This is a genomic window from Streptomyces sp. NPDC102514 (assembly GCF_055584525.1).
In genome coordinates this window covers 119,159-136,945 of the sequence record NZ_JBVJLW010000016.1, presented here as the reverse complement: position 1 = coordinate 136,945, position 17,787 = coordinate 119,159, and the positions used below count along the sequence as shown (strand labels likewise).

Sequence of the window (17,787 nt, the reverse complement as noted above, 5' to 3'; positions counted from 1 at the left end):
TTCTCGGCTGAGTTGACAGTAACCGTCTGTCAGTTGCTGAGCGACTATTCGCCAGGGTTCGCCAGGGCACGCCAGATGGTGTGCCAGTGGGCGCCGGGTGTCAGGTAGGAACGCGCCACCCCGACCCGGTCACCGAGGGACATTCCCCAGGGTGTACCGGCGCGACCGGGGCGGGTAGCGCGGCAACTCGCCGGCACACGAAGGGATCTGTTTCGCCCATGTACACAGCATCGTCCTCCGTGTCCGCCCCACCCCGGTCGCTGCACGCCCGCCCGGTCGGCGGCGGCCCCTACCTCGACCCCGCGCGTCCCGCGGCGGCTCCCGTACTCGGTGCCGGCCGGACGCGGCGCATTCCGGGGCTCGGGACGCCACCGCTCAGCGGGAGACTCGACTTGTCCGGCCCTCAGGGCGCCCAGCTCCGTACGGCGATCGCTTCGGTGCACCGGATCTGCCCGGAGTTCGCTCCGGTGCAGGTGCTGCGCCGCAGCGGACGCTCCGTGCTCCTTGTCGGTACGACAGGGCGCAGCACCGCCGTGGCCAAGTGTTTACTGGACCACTCTCCCGTGTGGACCGAGCGGATCCGGCACGAGATAGCGGCATACCGCTCCTTCGTGCGGCACCGGCCGCCGGTGCGGGTGCCCCGGCTGATCGCGGCGGACCCGGACAACTGCACCCTGGTGATCGAGCGGATGCCGGGACGGGTGGCGGCGCTGAACCGGCATCCGGTGGAGGCTCCGCCCCGCGCGGACATCAGGGCGGCGCTCGGCGCGATCTGCCGGCTCAACGCGTGGCGGCCACCGGCGGGGACGTTCGACGCCCCGCTGGACTACGCGGCGCGGATCTCCCGGTATCACGAGCTGGGACTGCTCACCGACCGGGACATGGGTGACCTGCAGAAACTGGTGCACGGCATCGCACACTCGGCCGGCCGTCAGGGCATGGGCCAGTTCTGTCACGGCGATTCCCTCCTGTCGAACATGCTCCTCTCACCGGCCGGTCCAGTGCTGGTGGACTGGGAGCACGCGGGTTGGTATCTGCCGGGGTACGACCTGGCGACGCTCTGGGCGGTCCTCGGGGAGGCGCCCGTCGCCCGCCGGCAGATCAGCCAGCTGGCCCAGTCGGCGGGACCCGCGGCGCGGGACGCGTTCCTGGTCAATCTGATGCTCGTCCTGACCAGGGAGATCCGTACGTACGAGACGGCCGTGCAGCGGTCGATGCAGGATGCGACTCCGGCGGCACCGGGACCGGCCCACCCGGGCGCCGCGCCGTCAGGTGAGGAACAGCGGCTGCTGCTGAGGCGGCTGCACGACGACTGCCAGATGGCCCGCAAGGCCGTTCGCGCGGCGGTCGGTACTCGCTGACGGAGACGAAGGCCCGCGGTACGCCCAGGGACAGGGCGCACCGCGGGCCTTCTTCGTGTCCGCCGCCTCCTCCTGTGCCTCTACCGCGGCCTTTTCATCAGAGGTCCACTCCACTGACGCCTCGCAGGCCGGGTCACCACCGCACCGAAATCGGTGAACCACCCACCGCTGACGTGGGAAATCGTCAGCCTCTGGGAATGATTGACGGATCGTCGGAGAGCCGGTACCACTGACGCACGCCCGCCCCCGTACGCACCGTCACGCCCGATCGTCCCAGGAGGCCAGCTTTGCGAGGATCCCCCACCGACCCCAGCCCTTCCGCCCGGCACAGACGTGCCCGCCGGACCGCGGGTGCCGTCGCCTCGGCCGCACTGCTGCTGCCTCTGCTCGGCGCGGCCCCGTACGACGGCGTCGGCGGCGGCAGGACGTCCGCGTCCTCCGCGCAGCCGTCCTCGCTGCCCTCCGCGCGTCTGCAGAATGCTTTCGCCAAGGCCGCCGACACGTACGACGTGCCGCAGAGTGTGCTCCTGGCCGTCTCCTATCTGCAGTCCCGGTGGGACGCGCACGAGGGGGCTCCGAGCGTGACGGGCGGCTACGGCCCGATGCATCTGACCGACGCCCGCACGGCGATCGCCCGGACCGTGGCACCGCACCACAGCGACGGTACGGAGGACGCGCGGGGCGACGACTCGCGCGGCCCCCGCCTGCCCGACACGAAGGATCCGGACACGCGGGTGCCGGAGAACGCCGAGCTTCCGGCGCGCCTCAAGACGCTGGCGAAGGCCGCCGAGCTGAGCGGCATTCCCGCGGAGCGGCTGCGTTCGGACGCCGCCGCGAACGTGGCGGGCGGTGCCGCGCTGCTGGCGGCGGCCCAGAAGCAGCTCGGCAGGCCGCTCACCGACGACGCGGCCGACTGGTACGCGGCGGTGGCGCGCTACTCGGGTGCCGACGACACGGCGACGGCGGCGACGTACGCCGATGACGTCTTCGACGTGATCCGTCGCGGCGAGGAGCGCACGACGGACGCGGGGCAGCGGATCACGCTCGCCGCGCAGCCGCGGTTGCGCCCGGCGACGGCCCAGTTGAAGGCGGCGGGGCTGCGGGCGCCCGCCGCGGGCACCACCGAGTGTCCGTCGACGGTGTCCTGCGAGTGGATTCCGGCGCCGTACGAGGAGTTCGGGGACGGCGACTACGGCAACCACGACCTGGGCGACCGGCCGACGTCCCAGAGCATCAAGTACATCGTCGTCCACGACACCGAGGGCGCCTGGGACGGCGTCCTCAACCTGGTGCAGGACCCGACCTATGTGTCGTGGCAGTACACCCTGCGCTCCACCGACGGGCACATCGCCCAGCATGTGAAGGCCAAGGACGTGGCCTGGCACGCGGGCAACTGGTACATCAACGCCAAGTCGATCGGCCTGGAGCACGAGGGGTTCCTGACCGCGCCCGACACCTGGTACACGGAGGCGATGTACCGGTCGTCGGCGCGTCTGGTGACGTACCTCGCCAAGAAGTACGGCATCCCGCTGGACCGGCAGCACATCCTCGGCCACGACACCGTGCCCGGTACGACGACCGCGACCATCCCGGGGATGCACACGGACCCGGGCCCGTACTGGGACTGGCAGCACTACTTCGCGCTGCTCGGCAAGCCGCTGCGCGCCACGGCCGGGCCGAAGGGCGGGCTGGTGACCGTCGCGCCGAAGTTCGCCGCGAACAAGCCGGTGTTCACCGGCTGCGTCACGGCGGGTCAGCCCTGTGCCGCCCACGGATCGAGCGCCGTACGCCTCTACACCGAGCCGCGCGAGGACGCCCCGCTGATCAAGGACATCGGTCTGCGGCCCGGCGGCGGCGACTCCACCACCGATGTGAACGACCTGGGTTCGCGGGTCTCCACCGGTCAGCGGTACGCGGTCGCCGGGCGCGACGGCGACTGGACCGCGATCTGGTACCTCGGCCAGAAGGCCTGGTTCAAGAACCCGGCGAAGCAGCCGACGGCGGTGAACGCGACCGGTGCCGTCATCACCCCGAAGGCCGGGCTGACCGACATCCCCGTGTACGGGCGCGCGTACCCGGAGAAGGAGGCCTACCCGGCGGGTGTGCCCGTCCAGACGGTCTCGCCGCTGCCGTACAAACTGCTCGCGGGACAGAAGTACGCGGTGGGTGACAAGGTGCCGGGCGAGTACTTCTACGCGCCGACATTCGACACGACACCGCACCGGGTGGTGCGGGGTGCGGACATGTACTACGAGATCCAGTTCGGGCACCGGGTGGCGTTCGTGCGCGCCGCCGATGTGCGGGTGACGCCGTCCGCGTGACCGGACGGGCGGGCTGCGCCGGGTCTCAGGACTCGATCCGGCGCAGCCGCTCGGCGTCGCAGGTGCGCGGGCAGGTGGCGCAGGCCTCGGCGGGGCGGATCGTGTAGTAGAGGCAGCACCCCATCCGGGTACGGGTCGGGTGCTGCCGGCCGTCGGCGCCGGTGAGGTGGCGGAAGTCCGCCCCGCCGGGGAAGGGCGTGACGGCGGAGGGCAGCAGCGCGGTGGCGGCCCGTACGGAGTCGGGTTCCCGGCCCAGCATGCGGCCGAGGTACCAGATGCCGGAAACCAGGTCGTCGGTGACCAGGCCCCACAGCGCGCGCGGGCCGCGCCGGATGTAAGGGCCGATCGCGGTGAGCAGCGGCTCCATGTGGTCGGCGACGGCGACCCTCAACTCCGCTCGCAGCGCCTCCTCGTGCGGGACCGTCAGGACCCCGGGGAGAGAGCCGGCCGAGTCCCCCGGCAGACAGGCCAGGTCGGATCCGGGAGTGATCTCGAACGTGTCGGACGACAGATCGATCCGCACGTCCTCGGGGCGGACACGCGGCACCCGGCCGGTGAGGTACCAGACGCCGCTCATCAGCAGGCCGACCGACCACGCGTAGTCGTGCAGGGCGCGGGAGGCGGCGACATCGCGGCGCGGGACATGGTCGTGGCGTTCCCGGATGCGGGAGTCCTCGGCCGCCAGGAACGCCTCAAGGGCCTCCTGATTTTTCGTCAACTCCGCGCCGCTCAGGCCCGTTCGGGTGAAGTCCGCCGCCGGGTCCGCCACGCGCACCGTCAACGCCGGGCACACCCGGGCCAGTTGCCGATACGTGTCGGAGAGCAGGCCGGACACGGTCGTGGGCGCACCGGTCGACACGGTCTCCAGGGCCACGGTCATCGGTACTCCTGTGCATGGGGGAAAGCAAGAAAAGCAGGTAAGCCTTACCTTAGTATAGAGATCGCTAACAGCAGTGCGTGACGACACCCCCTGAGCAACGATCAAGGGAGGCGCACGTCACAGCACCTCCATGGCCGGTCGAGAAACAGAACATGCCTCACCTGATTTCACTTAATGTGACTGCGACCGGACAGGCCGCGCCTGCGCGGGCAGAGCACTGCCTCACCACGCCCCACCGGCGCCGGCCGCTCGTCCTCACCCGCCCACCCACGAGCGGAAGTTGTTCCCCCGCGTGCGTATGTACCTGCTTGCCCGCAACCCCACCGACTCCGTCACGGAGGGGTTTCTGCCCGCCGCCGCACGGCTCGGCCTCGACGTGACCGTCCTCACCGACCAGCCGGACGCCCATCGGCGCGTGTATCCGGAGAGGGAGATCGTGGAGTGCGACGTCCGCGACTTCCGTTCCGTCGTCACCCGCGTCTCGACGCTCGGCCGTCCCGACGCGATCTTCTCCAACAGCGACCATCTGCAGACCCAGACCGCGCTGGCCGCCGACTACTTCGGGCTGCCGGGCAAGGACTGGCGGGCCGCCCTGCGCACCAAGGACAAGGCGGAGATGCGACGCCGTCTCGCGTCCGCCGGCGTGGACACGGTGTGGTCGGCGGAGATCACCGAGGACACGGACGTGGCCGCTCTCGACGTGCCGTACCCGTGTGTGGTCAAGCCGCGTGAGGGCGTGGCCAGCGAGGACGTCGTACGTGTCGAGGGCCCCGGGGAACTGGTGGCCCGCTGCGCGGAGATCCGTGCCCGTCGCCCCGGGGCCGCCCTGGTCGTCGAGGAGTATCTGCCCGGCGAGCTGTACACCCTGGAGACACTCGGGGACGGTCGTGTCCGCCATGTCCTGGGCGGCTTCCACACCGTGCTGTCCCCGCCGCCGTACTTCATCGAGGAGCGGCTGACCTTCGTCGCGGCCCATCCCGGGACGGTCGTCGACCAGGTACTGGCCCAACTCGACGCTCTCGGCGTCGGTTTCGGCGCCAGCCACACCGAGTTCGTGGTGCACGGGGGCCGGGCGAGGATCATCGAGGTCAACTACCGGGCCATAGGCGACCAGTGCGATCTGCTGCTCGCCCATCTGCTGGAGATTCCGCTCTTCGAGCACATCCTGCGTACGCATCTGGGTGAGCCCCTGCCCGCCTCGCTCGGAGCGCGCAGCGACGGCGTGGCCCGGCTGGACTACCCGTGCGCGGAGAGCGCGGGAACGCTGACGGCGGCTCCGGCCGCGACCGAACTCGACGCAGACGGAGTGCGGTTGACCTACCGGCCGCTCCGCCAGATCGGTGAGCGGCACGAGGTGTACCGCACCAACCGCGACTTCCTCGGCGTGGTGAGGGCCACCGGAACCGTCCAGGAGGACGTGGACAGTGCGGTGGCCGGGTTCCTGGCCGGTCAGCGGTGGGAGATCCGGCCGTGACCGGTTCCGAGGGCGCACTGGTGATCCGGGTGCTCGGTGCCCTGCTGCGCGAGGACGTCGTCGGCCTGCGCTCGCTGGGCCGGCTCGTGCACCGGCCGGACGGCGCCTGGCTGCGACGGGACACCGGCGAGGGGCAGTCCCTTCTGCTGCCGGTCGTCGAGGACGGGTTCCAGTGCGAGTACGCGGCCCGACTGCCGCAGCTCGTAGCGGAGTTCGGCGGATCCGAGAAATCCGTGTCCTACGAGACGTGCGACACGATCCTCGCCGCCCTGCGCGATCTCGACCACCCTCTCGACCGGGACGGATTCGACGCGTTCGCCGAGGAGTGCCGCCAGACGCTGGCCACCATGCGGCTGCACGCGGCGGTCCGCGAGAAGGTGACCAGCGAGCTGACGGACACGCATGGGCCCGCGCCCGCCCGTTGGTCGGGGATGTCCGGAGGGCTGGCGTACGACACCCTCGCCGCCCACCTGGACCATCCCGTCTACCCCACCGCACGCGGCCGCTCCGGACTGGACGAGCGGCACCTCCGCGCCTACGCACCGGAGTTCGCCCCACGCTTCGCTCTGCGCTGGCTCGCGCTGCCGCGGGACGCCGTCGCGGTCACCGGAACGCTTCCGGACGGCTGGCCCTCCCCCGCGCGGCTCGGGCTCCCGGGGCTCGACGGCACGCATGTGGCCCTGCCCGTACACCCGTTGACCGTCGGGCCCGCGCTGGAGGAGGCCCTGCGTGCCACCGGGCTGGCGGACCGGGCCGTACTCGCCGACCGCGCCCACCTCGACGTCGTGCCGACCCTGTCGATGCGTACCGTGGCCCTGTCCGCGCAGCCGCTCCTGCACGTCAAACTCCCCCTGGACACCGCCACCTTGGGGCTGCGCAACCGGCGGACCATCAAGCCCGGCACACTCCTCGACGGGGCCGCGGGACAGCGTCTGATCGAGCAGATCATCGACCGCGAACCGCGCTTCCGGAGCACGATCCTGCATGCCGACGAGACCGTGTACGCGCATGCCGGGCACGAACTGCTCGCCGCGCTGTTCCGGCGGTACCCCGACGGACTTCAGGACTCCGTCGTCGTACCCATGGCCGCGCTCCTGGCCGAGGCGCCCGGCGGACGACTGGTCGTCGACCATCTTGCCGACCGTTTCTACGCCGGTGGCGTCCTCGGGCTGCTGGACGCATGTCTGACCCTGCTCTTCGACTGGCAGACCACCCTGTTCGGGTACGGGATCGCGCTTGAGTCGCACCAGCAGAACATCTCGCTGGTGCTGGACCGGCCGGACGACGGCCGTACCCGGCTGCGACTGCTGTTGAAGGACAACGACGGGCCGCGCATCAACGGCATGCGGCTGAGCGAACGGCTGGGGGCCGCGGCGCCGGGACCCGCGGACTTCGCCGACGCCAGGACCTTCACCGAGGGCGACCGGCCGGTCGTCGACCTGTTCACCACCATCACGGTCCATCTGTGCGCGGGCGCCTACGCCTTCGGGCTGGCGCGGCACGGTCGCGCACCCCTGCCGGTGCTGCTGCGGCTCGTGCGCGACCGGCTCGCCGAGGCGATCGAACGGCTCGGTACGGGAGCGGGCGAACCCGGTGCCGTGCTGCGGGCCCGGGTCCTGGACGCGCCGCGCCTGCCGGTCAAGGCGATGGTCACCGCCGGAACGCTCCTCAGCAAGGAACGCTCGGGCGCGGCGGACATCAACAAGCACTACACCAGCGGGCCCAACTACCTGCTGAGCGTCGGGACGTCGGTATGAGCGCCGAGGCGAGGCGCTGCCGGCCCCCTCCCCGGCCGACGCCCCGATTCTTTGACGCGCGACCGTACTTCGCTCTCATCGCACTTGCTGGAGCCGCACATGCCCTCGCTGACCGAGTCGCTCGGTAGCACCTCTCTCGACACCCCCCGCCGCACCCCCGGCCCCATTCCCGACCTCACTCCCGACCCCGCGACGCAGGGCCAACTCCCGTCCGCGGACGAGGTCGTGGCCCACACGCTCCTCAACTGCCTGTTGCGCGAGGTGTCGGCCCCCGAGCACCAGACCGCCGTCACCGACCGCCAGTTGCTGCTGCGGCTGCCCCGCCGCGGTGTGCTGCTGCGGGTCGCGCTGCGCCGTACGTCGATGCTCGGCGCGCACCGCTTCACCGGACCGGTGAGTGAGCGGACGGCTGACGGCGACTGGAGCGAGATCGGCTGGCGGCGGCTGGCGGAGCACACTCAGGACGAGCTGTCCCTGCGGACCGGTGTGCGCAACGAGGAGTTCCTGGAGCAGATCGATTCCAGCCACCGGAGCATCGCCGCGTCCTTCGCCGTACGGACCGGAGCTCATCACCTACAGCGCGGGACCGGTCCGGCCGCGGACGGGCCCGTCGCCGCCTACCTCGCCTCCGAGCAGTCGCTGCTGTTCGGGCACCGCTTCCACCCCACGCCCAAGGCCCGTACCGGGGACGCGGACTCCTGGCCCGCCTACGCGCCCGAGGCCGGTGCGGCCTTCCCGCTGCGCCACCTCGCCGTACGCGACCACCTGATCGCCGAGGAATCCGCGGAGCCCGGCGCCCTCGCCGCACTCGACCGGCTGTCCGCACCCGGCTCCCTCCCCGAGGGGTACCAACTGCTGCCAGCGCACCCCTGGCAGTTCGAGATGCTGCGCGAGCACCCGACTCTGCGCGCGGCTCTCGGACGCGGGGACATCCTCGACCTGGGGCAGGCCGGCCGGCCCTTCGCCGCCACCGCCTCCGTCCGGACCCTGTACGACGGCGAGTCGTTCCTGAAGTTCAGCCTGAACATCAGGATCACCAACTGCCTTCGCAAGAACGCCAGTTACGAGCTGTCCGGCGCCGTCGCGCTCACCCGGGTACTGGGTCCGGTCCTGGCCGACCTGGCCGAACGGTTCCCCGGCAGCGCGGTGCTCCGCGAGCCCGCCTACCGCAGCCTCGCCCTGGCAGGACCCGACGGCACACCGGACCGTGACCTGCTCGAAGGCTTCGGCGTCATCGTCCGCGAGGGCCTGGCCCACCGGCTCCTGCCCGGCACCACCCCCCTGCTCGCGGCGGCCGTGGCGGACGAGTACCCCACGAGCCCCGCGCACATCTCACGGCTCCTCGACGCGGCCGGGCCGCGGGCAGCACTCGACTGGTGGGCGGCCTACCTCAGGCTCCTCGTGCCGCCCGTGCTCGCCGCCTACTTCGACCACGGTCTCGTGCTGGAACCCCATCTGCAGAACGTGCTGATCTGCGTCGACGGTGACGGCATGCCCGCCCAGGTCCTCTTCCGCGACCTGGAGGGCACCAAGCTCGTGCCCGAGCGGCACGCCGAGACCCTCGCCTCGCTGCCGCCCGAGGTCGCGGGCCCGATGACGTACGACGCGCAGCGCGGCTGGGACCGGGTCGTCTACTGCCTGCTCGTGAACCACGTCGCCGAGCTGCTCGCGGCCGTCGCCGATCTGCATCCCCGTGCCGAGGCGGCGTTGTGGGCCGAGGTCCGCGGCGCCCTGCGGACGTACGCCGACCGCTACGGCTGTCCGCCGCCGCTGGCCGCGCTGCTCGCGGGAGTGCCCCTGCCCGCCAAGACGAACCTCCTGACCCGCTGGGCGCGCAAGGCCGACCGCGAGGCCGGTTACGTCCGTCTGCCCTCGCCCCTCGGCGAGCCGATCACCGCCGCTACCGCTACCGGGGGCACCCGATGACTGATCCCACCGACGCCGTACGGGACCGGGTGCTCTCCCTGTCCTCCGGTGAACTTCCCGCGTACATCTACGATTTGGCGGCACTGCGCGGGCACACGGCTGCCGTACGAGCCTGTCTGCCCGAGCGCGTCGAGCTGTACTACGCGGCGAAGGCCAACCCGGAGCCGGAGATCCTGGCCGCGCTGAGTGCGTACGTGGACGGGTACGAGGTCGCGTCGGGCGGCGAACTCGCCCATGTCGCCGAGGCGGTGCCGGGCCGCCCGCTGGCCTTCGGCGGCCCCGGCAAGACCCCCGCCGAGGTCGTGGCCGCGTTGGAGCTGGGCGTGGAGCGCTTCCATGTGGAGAGCGCGTACGAGCTGCACATGCTGGCCGAACTGGCCCGGCAGGTGCGCCCTGACGGCCGGGTGGGCGTGCTGCCGCGCTTCAACCTCCCCGTGGCGGCGGGCTCGTTGGCGGCGAGTTCCCTCGCCATGGGCGGGCGCCCCTCGCCCTTCGGCCTGGACCCGGCCCAGGCGGACACCGTCATGGGTCTGCTCACCGACGGCACGTATCCGCAGCTCGAATTCAAGGGTGTGCACGCCCATCTGGCGAGCGGGCTCCGGGCTCCGGAGCAGCTCGCGATGGCCGAGTCCATCGTGGACTGGGCCGTTCGGCTGGCGGAGCGGCACGGGGTGCGGCTGGCGGAGGTGAACGTCGGCGGGGGCATGACGGTCGACTACGCGGCCCCCGACGAGCGCTTCGACTGGGCCGCGTACGGGACTGGACTCTCTCAACTTCTTTCGGGTCACAGCGATCTGACGTTGCGTATCGAACCCGGGCGGGCACTGACGGCGTACTGCGGCTGGTACGCGACCGAGGTGCTGGACGTGAAGCCGAGCCACGGCGAGGAGTTCGCCGTGGTGCGCGGCGGCACACACCACCTGCGTACTCCGGCGACCAAGGGACACGACCAGCCCTGCACCCTGCTCGGGGTGGAGGACTGGCCGCATCCATGGGCCCGGCCGATCGCGCGAGGCGAACTCGTCACGCTCACCGGCCAGTTGTGTACTCCCAAGGACGTCCTGGCCAGGAACGTCCCCGCTCCGAAGCTGCGTGCGGGCGATCGTGTGGCGTTCGGGCTGGCGGGTGCCTACGCGTGGAACATCTCCCACCACGACTTCCTCATGCACCCACGACCCGGTTTCCACTTCCTCGGCGGGCCGGGACAGGTACCCCGCCGATAGCGGGTTCTTCAATTGCCGGGCTGTGCGCCCCAGACGTAGGTCCGGCCCGCGATGGCCTTGAACGTGGCCTCACCGGCCGGCACCAGCTCGCTGCGGACGGTGAGGCGTCGCGTGCGGGCGGCGGTCAGGGTGACGCGGGTCGCGCGACCGTCGGCCCAGGCGATGCCGACGGTGGCGCCGCCGCGGGCGCGCAGGCCGCGGACCGAGCCGTACCGCCAGGCGGCGGGCAGCGCGGGAAGAATCTCGATGACGTCGTACTGGCTCTGCAGCAGCATCTCGACGACTCCGGACGTCGCCCCGAAGTTGCCGTCGATCTGGAACGGCGGATGCGTGTCCCAAAGGTTCGGCAGCGTCGAGGACTTGAGCTGTTCGGCGAGCATCTTGTGCGCGTGGTCGCCGTCGCGCAGCCGTGCCCAGAAGTTGATCTTCCAGGCCTTGGACCAGCCGGTGCCACCGTCCCCTCGTGCCGTGAGCGAGACTTTCGCGGCGTCGGCCCATGCGCTGCCGGGCTCGATCCGCCGGCCGGGGTGCAGCGCGTAGAGGTGGGAGACGTGCCGGTGGTCGTCCTTCGGGTCGTCCAGATCCGCCTTCCACTCCTGGAGCTGCCCCCAGGAGCCGATCCGCAGGCCGGGGTCCAGATCGGCGAGGGTCTTCTCCAGTTCCGCGCGGAACGCGGGGCTGTCGCCCAGGGTGCGGGCGGCCTCAAGGGTGTTGGTCAGCAGGTCGTGCACGATCTGCTGGGACATGGCCGCGCCCGCGGTGAAGTCGCCGTGCTCGGGCGAGTAGCTGGGTGTGACGACGAGCGTGCCGTCGCGGGGATCGGTGCGCAGGTTGTCGAGCCAGAACTCGGCGGCCTCCTTCATCACCGGGTACGCGGTCGAGCGCAGATACTCCACGGAACCGCCGAACCGGTAGTGCTCGTACAGCTGTTGGGTCAGCCAGGCGGCAGCCTCGGGGAACCAGAAGGCGGTGGCCCAGTCGTGCACGCCGGTGAAGCCGTAGGGGTTGGTCTCGTTGTGCACGACCCAGCCCCGCGAGCCGAACATCTCCTTCGCCGTACGGCGTCCGGGTGCGCGCAGCGCCTCGACGAAGCGGTCGTAGGGCGCCGTGGTCTCGGCGAGGTTCGCCGCCTCGGCGGGCCAGTAGTTCATCTGGAGGTTGATGTTGACGTGGTAGTCGGCCGACCAGGGCGGTGACGTGCTGTTGTTCCAGAGCCCCTGAAGGTTGGCGGGCAGTGAACCGGGGCGCGAGGAGGCGATCAGGAGGTAGCGGCCGTACTGGAAGTAGAGCGCTTCCAGGGCGCGGTCCGTGGCCGTGGTGCCGCCGGTGTAGCGCGCCAGCAGCTGATCCGTCGGGATGTCGGGGACTTCGGCGCGTACGTCCAGCGCCACGCGGTCGAACAGGGCTCGGTGGTCCCGTACATGACGGGCCATCAGTGACTCGTGGCGTTCGCCGCCCGCCCTGTCGACGGTCCGGGTGACGGCCGTGTGCGGGTCCTCGCCCCGGTAGCCGGGGTACGTGTCGGCGTAGTCCGTACCGGCGGCGAGCACGAACCAGGCGCTGTCGGCGTCCGCCATGGTGAGGGTGCCGTCGGGGTTCGCGGTGACGGTGCCGCCCTTGCCGCTCACACGGACGCGGAGCTGCACCTCGAAGCGCAGTCCGTTGTCGGCCAGGGCGCCGCGCACCGTCAGCCGTCCGCCGGCCGCGGTGGTGACGGAGGTGACGGTGAAGTCGTCGCGGGGTGAGGTGTAGCGCAGGGTGAAGGCGACGCTGCCCGGCCGGTCCGCGCTCAGCCGTCCCGCGATCACCCCGTCGGGGTACGAGGCGAAGAACTCCCGCCGGTGGCGTACCTCTTGGTGGGTGTACACGACGGACGCCACAGCGTCGGCGATGTCGAGTGCACGTCGGTACGTGTCCGGGGGCGCCGCCGGTGCGTCCGGCATGTCGAGGTGGAGGTCGCCGAGGGTCTGGTGGGCGCCGTACCCGGTCTTCGGCTGGCCGAGCTCGTCGGCCACGGCCTCGGGGTCGAGGCGCGTCCCGGCGTCGATGCGGTCCTGCACCGCGCTGATCGCGCCGGGGCGGGCGTCGCGCCAGTTGCCGTGGTCGTACCCCTGCACCGAAGCGGGGCCGCCGGTCCAGAGCGTCTTCTCGTTGAGCTGCAGTCGCTCCGAGGCGAGCGTCCCGAAGACCGTGGCACCGAGGGCGCCGTTGCCGATGGGGAGCGCCTCACGCTCCCAGTCGTCGGCCGGGGCGGTGTACCAGAGCGACGCAAGCCCGGGTGCCGGTGGTGGCGCCACCGCCGACACATCCGATGTATCCGGCGCTTCCGCAGCCATCGCTTCGGCGGAGCCGAGAGCCCCGGAGCCCAGGGCGATACCGGCCGCGCCGCCAACTGCGGTCCTAAGTGTGGCTCTTCGGGAGAGGTCATGGGTCGCGGGTCGGGACGGCTGCGCATCGTGTGGTTCAGGTGACTGAAACGACATGACCCGTGACGCTAGAGGTCCGATCACCCGAACGGCAAGGGTCATGACAAAGACGGGGGACGGCGGAGAGGTGGCTCACCGCCGGAGGGTTCAGGAGGTTCAGCCCTGCTGGAACAGCTCCGCGGGCAGCGGCTTCAGAAGCGCGTACAGGTCGTCGGTGATGGGGCGGTCCCAGGCGGCGATCGTCACGAGGACCTTGTCGCTGCGGTCGAACTGCACACAGGAGATACGCGTCTCGGACAGCTTGAGGCGGCGCACGATGAGGAGGTTGTCCCCCTGCATGACCGGCATGTCCTCGGCGCCGGTGACGACGACCTCTTCGTCGTTCTCCAGCGCCTGCAGCAGCTGGGCCACCTCGAAGGGGACCTCTCCCTCGGCGACCTCCCGGGCCGGTGAGCCCTCCGGCAGATTGCCGATGATCATCGCCGGACCGCGCCCGCCGAACAGGTCGTAACGCAGGAACACACCCTGGCAGCTGCCATCGGGGGCGGGCAGCAGGCCCGCGCCGAGATTGCCCGGCCAGTCGCCCGGATCCATGGCCAGAACGTCGAAGTCTGGCCCGGCGGGAGTGGCGCTACGGCGGCGGAGGAAGGACATGCCGCAATGGTACGTGCATCGGAGGGCGTACGGCCGTGGGGTCGGCGGCCACCGACCCCGGAGATCCGTCAGCAGCCCCCGGCGCTGTCCTGCGCCCCGGCGCTCTTCCTCCTCGCCGTCCCCAACGCCGCTCCCAGTCCCGTCCGCTCCGTTCCCACCTTCCGGTACACCGCCGACAGCAGCCGTACCACCGTCGTCTCCTCCGTGCGGAGCTGTTCGGCGATGGTCGCCGTGGCGAGACCCCGCGCGGCCAGTTCCGCGACCGCGCACTCCCGGGCGGTGAGCGTGTCCGTCTCGGCGCTGCGCAGACGGCGGGGCCGCAGCCCGGCGGCCTCCAGTTCGTCGCGCGCCGCCCCGGCCAGCCCGTCGGCGCCGCACTGCACGGCCGCGTCGAGCCCCCGGTAGAGGTGCTCGGCGGCCTCTCCGGGACGGCTGCTGCGGCGCAGCTCCGCGCCGAGGGCGACCAGCGCGCAGGCCAGTTCGTACGCCGCCGGGGAACGCTCCAGCTGGTCGACGGCTTCTTCGAGGAGGTTGACGCGGGCCAGGCCCGAGGAGACGTCGGCCGCCGCGCGCAGCGCCTGGCCGACCGCCGACGGCGCTCCGTACAGCCGGGCCCGCCGCACCGCGTCGGCCGCCGTGGCCACGGCCCGCTCCGGAGCGTCGTGGCTCTCGGCGCGGGCCAGGTGCAGCTGCCACGGGCACCAGGCGGGGTTGCGCATGCCGCGCGGATCGAGGCGGCGCCCGGCCGCCGCGAGTTCGGCGGCGGCGTCCTTCGTCAAGCCGCGGGCCAGCAGCAGCTCGCCGTGCACGGTCTGGGCGTCGGGGAAGACGACGGCGGCGGGGAACGGTGCCTCGAAGGCGTGGTCCTCGGCGAGCCGTGCGGCCTCGGTGAGACGGCCGCGGGCGAGCAGGACCTCGACGAGGATGCCGACCGCGTACCAGTGGGCCGGGGTGCCGGGGCCGACCCGTTCGGCGAGCCTGAGCCCCGCGCGGACGAAGTCCTCGGCCTCGGCGAGCCGACCGCGGCGGAAGCGCACGTACGCGAGCAGGGTGTAGCCGAAGGAGAGGTGGGCGCCGTGCCAGCCCTGCCGTTCGAAGTCGGCGATCCCGGCGGCGAACAGTTCCTCGGTGCGCCCCGGCCGGTCGGCGTACATGAAGGTGAGGGCGACGAGGACGGGTACCTCGAAGCCGCGGTCGGCCTCGGCCCAGCCGAAGCCGCCGGCCAGGGCGCGCTCCGCGTGATGGACCGCGATGTGGGCGGGTTCGCCGCGCAGGGTGGCGTCCCAGGCGCGCAGGCCGATCACGTAGCGCTCGGTGAGGTCACGGCCGGTGAGGCGGTCGGCGAGCCGGGCCAGCCGGCGGGAGCGGGCCGGCGATTCGGGTTCGTCGGCCCGGAAGGCGTCCCACATGAACTGCTCCGACTGCATCCGCAGCCGTACGCGTACGTCTCCGGTCACCTTGATCTCGCGGGCGAGGGTGTCGGAGGCCTCGCCGAGCCGGTCGCTGTGGGCGAGGACCTGGGAGAGCCGGTAGACGATGTTGTGGCGCAGGCCGGGGTCGTCGATCGGCTCTTCGAGGGCGGCCCGCAGATGGTTGACGGTGGTCGCCGGCTCGGTGAGCAGGGAGGCGCAGCCGAGTTCGTAGAGGACGGCGGCGCGTTCCGCGAGGGGCGGGGGTTCGCGCAGGGCGCGGGCCAGGTGGCGGCGCGCGGCGTCGGGTGCTCCGGCACGCAGGGTCTCGCGGGCGGCGGCGCGCAGTTGCTGGACGACCCAGGTGTCGCCGTCGGGGTGGGTCTCCATGAGGTGGCGGGCGGCGGCGGACGGGCCGAGCCCCGCGTCGATGACGCACCAGGCGGCCTGTCCGTGCAGGGCGACCCGGAAGCTGCCGGGGATGGCCCGGTAGACGGCGGTGGCGATGAGCGGGTGGACGAATTCGAGAGTGCCCTCGCCCGTCCCTGCGCCGGTGAGGATACGGGCGTCACGCAGGGCGTCCGCCGCGTCGGCCGCCTCCTCGGAACCGAGGCCCGCCACGGCCGCCGCGAGTGTCGGGGGGATCTCGGTGCCGAGGAGGGCGCAGGCCCAGGCGAAGCGGACGGTGGAGGTGCCGAGGCGTTCGAGACGGGCGACGAGTCCGCTGCCCTTGACGGCGGCGGCCAGGTCGCGCAGGAGGTGCGCGCCCGGTTCGGTCGGGGCGAGGCCTCGGTCGTGTACCTTCGCGGTGAGTTCGACGGTCTCGAACGGGTTGCCCGCGGTGACGGCCCAGCACTCGCGGCAGAACGCGTCGTCGGCCCGCGTACCGAGACTCTCGCGCACCAGACGGGCGACGGCGTCGGCGCTCAGCGGTTCCAGGTCGAGGGGGCGCCCGCCCGCGCGGCCGGGCAGACCTCTGAACGCCTCGGCGTGGTCCGGGAGTTCGTCCGGGCGGTAGGCGACGACGAGGAGCAGGGGCAGTTGTTCGGCGCGCGGCGCGAACGCGGCGAGCCACTGCAGCGACTCCGGGTCGGCCCAGTGCGCGTCGTCGAGGACGAGCACCATCGGGGCGCGGCGCACGGCGAGATGGGTGAGGACCCAGTCGAGTCCGTCACGCAGGCCCTGCTGGTCGGGCGGCGAGCCCTCGGTGGTCGCGCACAGTCCGAGCGCGGGACCGACGATGGCGTACCAACTGCCCAGCGTGGTACGGAGTTCGGCCTCCGGGACGCCCGCCAGCTGGGGTTGGAGGAGCTGGCGTGCGACGTGGAAGGCGACGCGCTGTTCCTGGTCGCCGCCTCGTGCGGACAGGACCGTGCAGCCCTTGACCTCGGCGCGCCTGCGTACTTCGGCGAGGAGGCTCGTCTTGCCGATTCCGGCACGTCCGGCGAAGGCGAGCAGTCCGCCCCGGGGCCGGTCGGGCGACTCGGCGCCGTCCCTGAGAGGAGCGGTGTTCCCGGGAAGGACGGTGTTGTGGGGAGAGGCGGTGTTGTGGGGAGGGGCGGCGTCCTGCTGCGGCGCGGCTTTTCGGTGGGGCCCGGCGCCGGGCGGGTGGGTGCGGTGGGTCCCAGGGGTGTCCGTGCGGACGCCGGTGACGATCGCGCGGAGTCCGAGAGGGTCCGCGCCGAGTTCGAAGACGCCCGTGCGCAGCCCGGTGACCTCACCCAACGCCTCGTCCACCGCGGTGAGTTCCAGCTCGCGTTCGAAGAGCGTTCTGCTGCTCCTCATGCCCTGCCGCCCCATGACGCACCCCCTGTCACGGTGGTGCGGCCGACGCGGGGAGACGGTGCACACCGTGACTTACAGGCACATCAGCGTACGCCGGGGGCGGGTGCCGCGGGCCCGTCCGGTGTTACCGACCGGAGCGTTCGGCCAGCCGTTCGAGCAGGGCCACGGCCTCGGCTGCCCGCTCGTGCGGGACGAAGAGGTGGTCGTGGTGGAAGCCCGCGACGACGTTGCAGCTCAGACCCTCTTCGGCGAGGGCATGGGCGACGGCGGCCGTGAGTCCGACGGCGTCCAGCGCCGAGTGGATGCGCAGAGTGATCCATCCGGCCACATAGTCGTAGGGCAGGCGTGCCGCGTCGGCGTCCTCCTGTGCGACGACGAGGGTGAGGCCCTCGTCCTCGACGACGGTGACGACGGGTGAGAGACCGGGGGGTGCCGTGCTGCCGGGGACGGTGGTGAAGACGTAGCGGCCGGGGTGCAGGGCGGGTTCCATACCGCTCAGCAGCCGCCCGAGATCACGTTCCGCGCCCGTTGCACCGCTCGCTCCACCGCTTGCTCCGCTCATGCCAGGAGG

11 protein-coding genes are annotated in these 17,787 nt (G+C 71.9%); 6 read left to right on the top strand and 5 right to left on the bottom strand.

All coding sequences use genetic code 11. From position 1 onward, the window contains the following. Window positions 1–218: 218 nt before the first annotated feature. Window positions 219–1,361 (top strand): aminoglycoside phosphotransferase family protein, encoded by a 1,143-nt coding sequence (locus ACZ60E_RS34250; RefSeq protein WP_210893660.1) that lies wholly within the window; start codon window positions 219–221, stop codon window positions 1,359–1,361. Between the two features lie 287 nt (window positions 1,362–1,648). Next, window positions 1,649–3,682: an N-acetylmuramoyl-L-alanine amidase gene (locus tag ACZ60E_RS34245; protein ID WP_469445554.1), complete on the top strand. Its 2,034-nt coding sequence runs from the start codon at window positions 1,649–1,651 to the stop codon at window positions 3,680–3,682. A 25-nt stretch (window positions 3,683–3,707) separates the two neighbouring features. Here the strand turns inward: ACZ60E_RS34245 and ACZ60E_RS34240 are convergent, their stop codons facing one another. Continuing rightward, window positions 3,708–4,562: a (2Fe-2S)-binding protein gene (locus ACZ60E_RS34240; RefSeq protein WP_469445552.1), complete on the bottom strand. Its 855-nt coding sequence runs from the start codon at window positions 4,560–4,562 to the stop codon at window positions 3,708–3,710. Window positions 4,563–4,854: 292 nt separating this feature from the next. Between ACZ60E_RS34240 and ACZ60E_RS34235 the strand changes: the two genes are divergently transcribed. The 4 genes from ACZ60E_RS34235 to ACZ60E_RS34220 all read left to right on the top strand — a co-directional run bounded on the left by ACZ60E_RS34235 (window position 4,855) and on the right by ACZ60E_RS34220 (window position 10,942). Beyond that, window positions 4,855–6,036, top strand: a complete 1,182-nt coding sequence (locus tag ACZ60E_RS34235) for an ATP-grasp domain-containing protein (RefSeq protein WP_469445551.1) — start codon at window positions 4,855–4,857, stop codon at window positions 6,034–6,036. After that, window positions 6,033–7,793 carry an IucA/IucC family protein gene (locus ACZ60E_RS34230; protein WP_469445548.1) on the top strand — a complete coding sequence of 587 codons (1,761 nt, stop codon included), beginning with the start codon at window positions 6,033–6,035 and terminating at the stop codon, window positions 7,791–7,793. Before ACZ60E_RS34235 ends, ACZ60E_RS34230 begins: the two co-directional genes overlap by 4 nt. 99 nt (window positions 7,794–7,892) lie before the next feature. Further along, complete coding sequence (locus ACZ60E_RS34225; protein WP_469445546.1) at window positions 7,893–9,719, top strand: IucA/IucC family protein; 1,827 nt, start codon at window positions 7,893–7,895, stop codon at window positions 9,717–9,719. Continuing rightward, window positions 9,716–10,942: a type III PLP-dependent enzyme gene (locus ACZ60E_RS34220; RefSeq protein ID WP_469445544.1), complete on the top strand. Its 1,227-nt coding sequence runs from the start codon at window positions 9,716–9,718 to the stop codon at window positions 10,940–10,942. The genes ACZ60E_RS34225 and ACZ60E_RS34220 overlap by 4 nt, the downstream gene beginning before the upstream one ends. A gap of 8 nt (window positions 10,943–10,950) precedes the next feature. Here ACZ60E_RS34220 and ACZ60E_RS34215 read toward each other — a convergent pair whose 3' ends face one another. The 4 genes from ACZ60E_RS34215 to ACZ60E_RS34200 all read right to left on the bottom strand — a co-directional run bounded on the left by ACZ60E_RS34215 (window position 10,951) and on the right by ACZ60E_RS34200 (window position 17,778). Beyond that, window positions 10,951–13,278, bottom strand: a complete 2,328-nt coding sequence (locus ACZ60E_RS34215; protein ID WP_469445542.1) for a glycoside hydrolase family 95 protein — start codon at window positions 13,276–13,278, stop codon at window positions 10,951–10,953. A gap of 246 nt (window positions 13,279–13,524) precedes the next feature. Next, the gene (locus ACZ60E_RS34210) at window positions 13,525–14,022 is read right to left on the bottom strand and encodes a hypothetical protein (protein WP_107019075.1); all 498 of its coding nucleotides are present in this window, start codon (window positions 14,020–14,022) and stop codon (window positions 13,525–13,527) included. Between the two features lie 68 nt (window positions 14,023–14,090). After that, a complete protein-coding gene (locus tag ACZ60E_RS34205; protein WP_469445539.1) occupies window positions 14,091–17,216 on the bottom strand; it encodes an ATP-binding protein in 3,126 nt (1,041 codons plus the stop codon). Between the two features lie 124 nt (window positions 17,217–17,340). Next, window positions 17,341–17,778: an ACT domain-containing protein gene (locus tag ACZ60E_RS34200; RefSeq protein WP_384809072.1), complete on the bottom strand. Its 438-nt coding sequence runs from the start codon at window positions 17,776–17,778 to the stop codon at window positions 17,341–17,343. Between the last annotated feature and the right edge of the window lie 9 nt (window positions 17,779–17,787).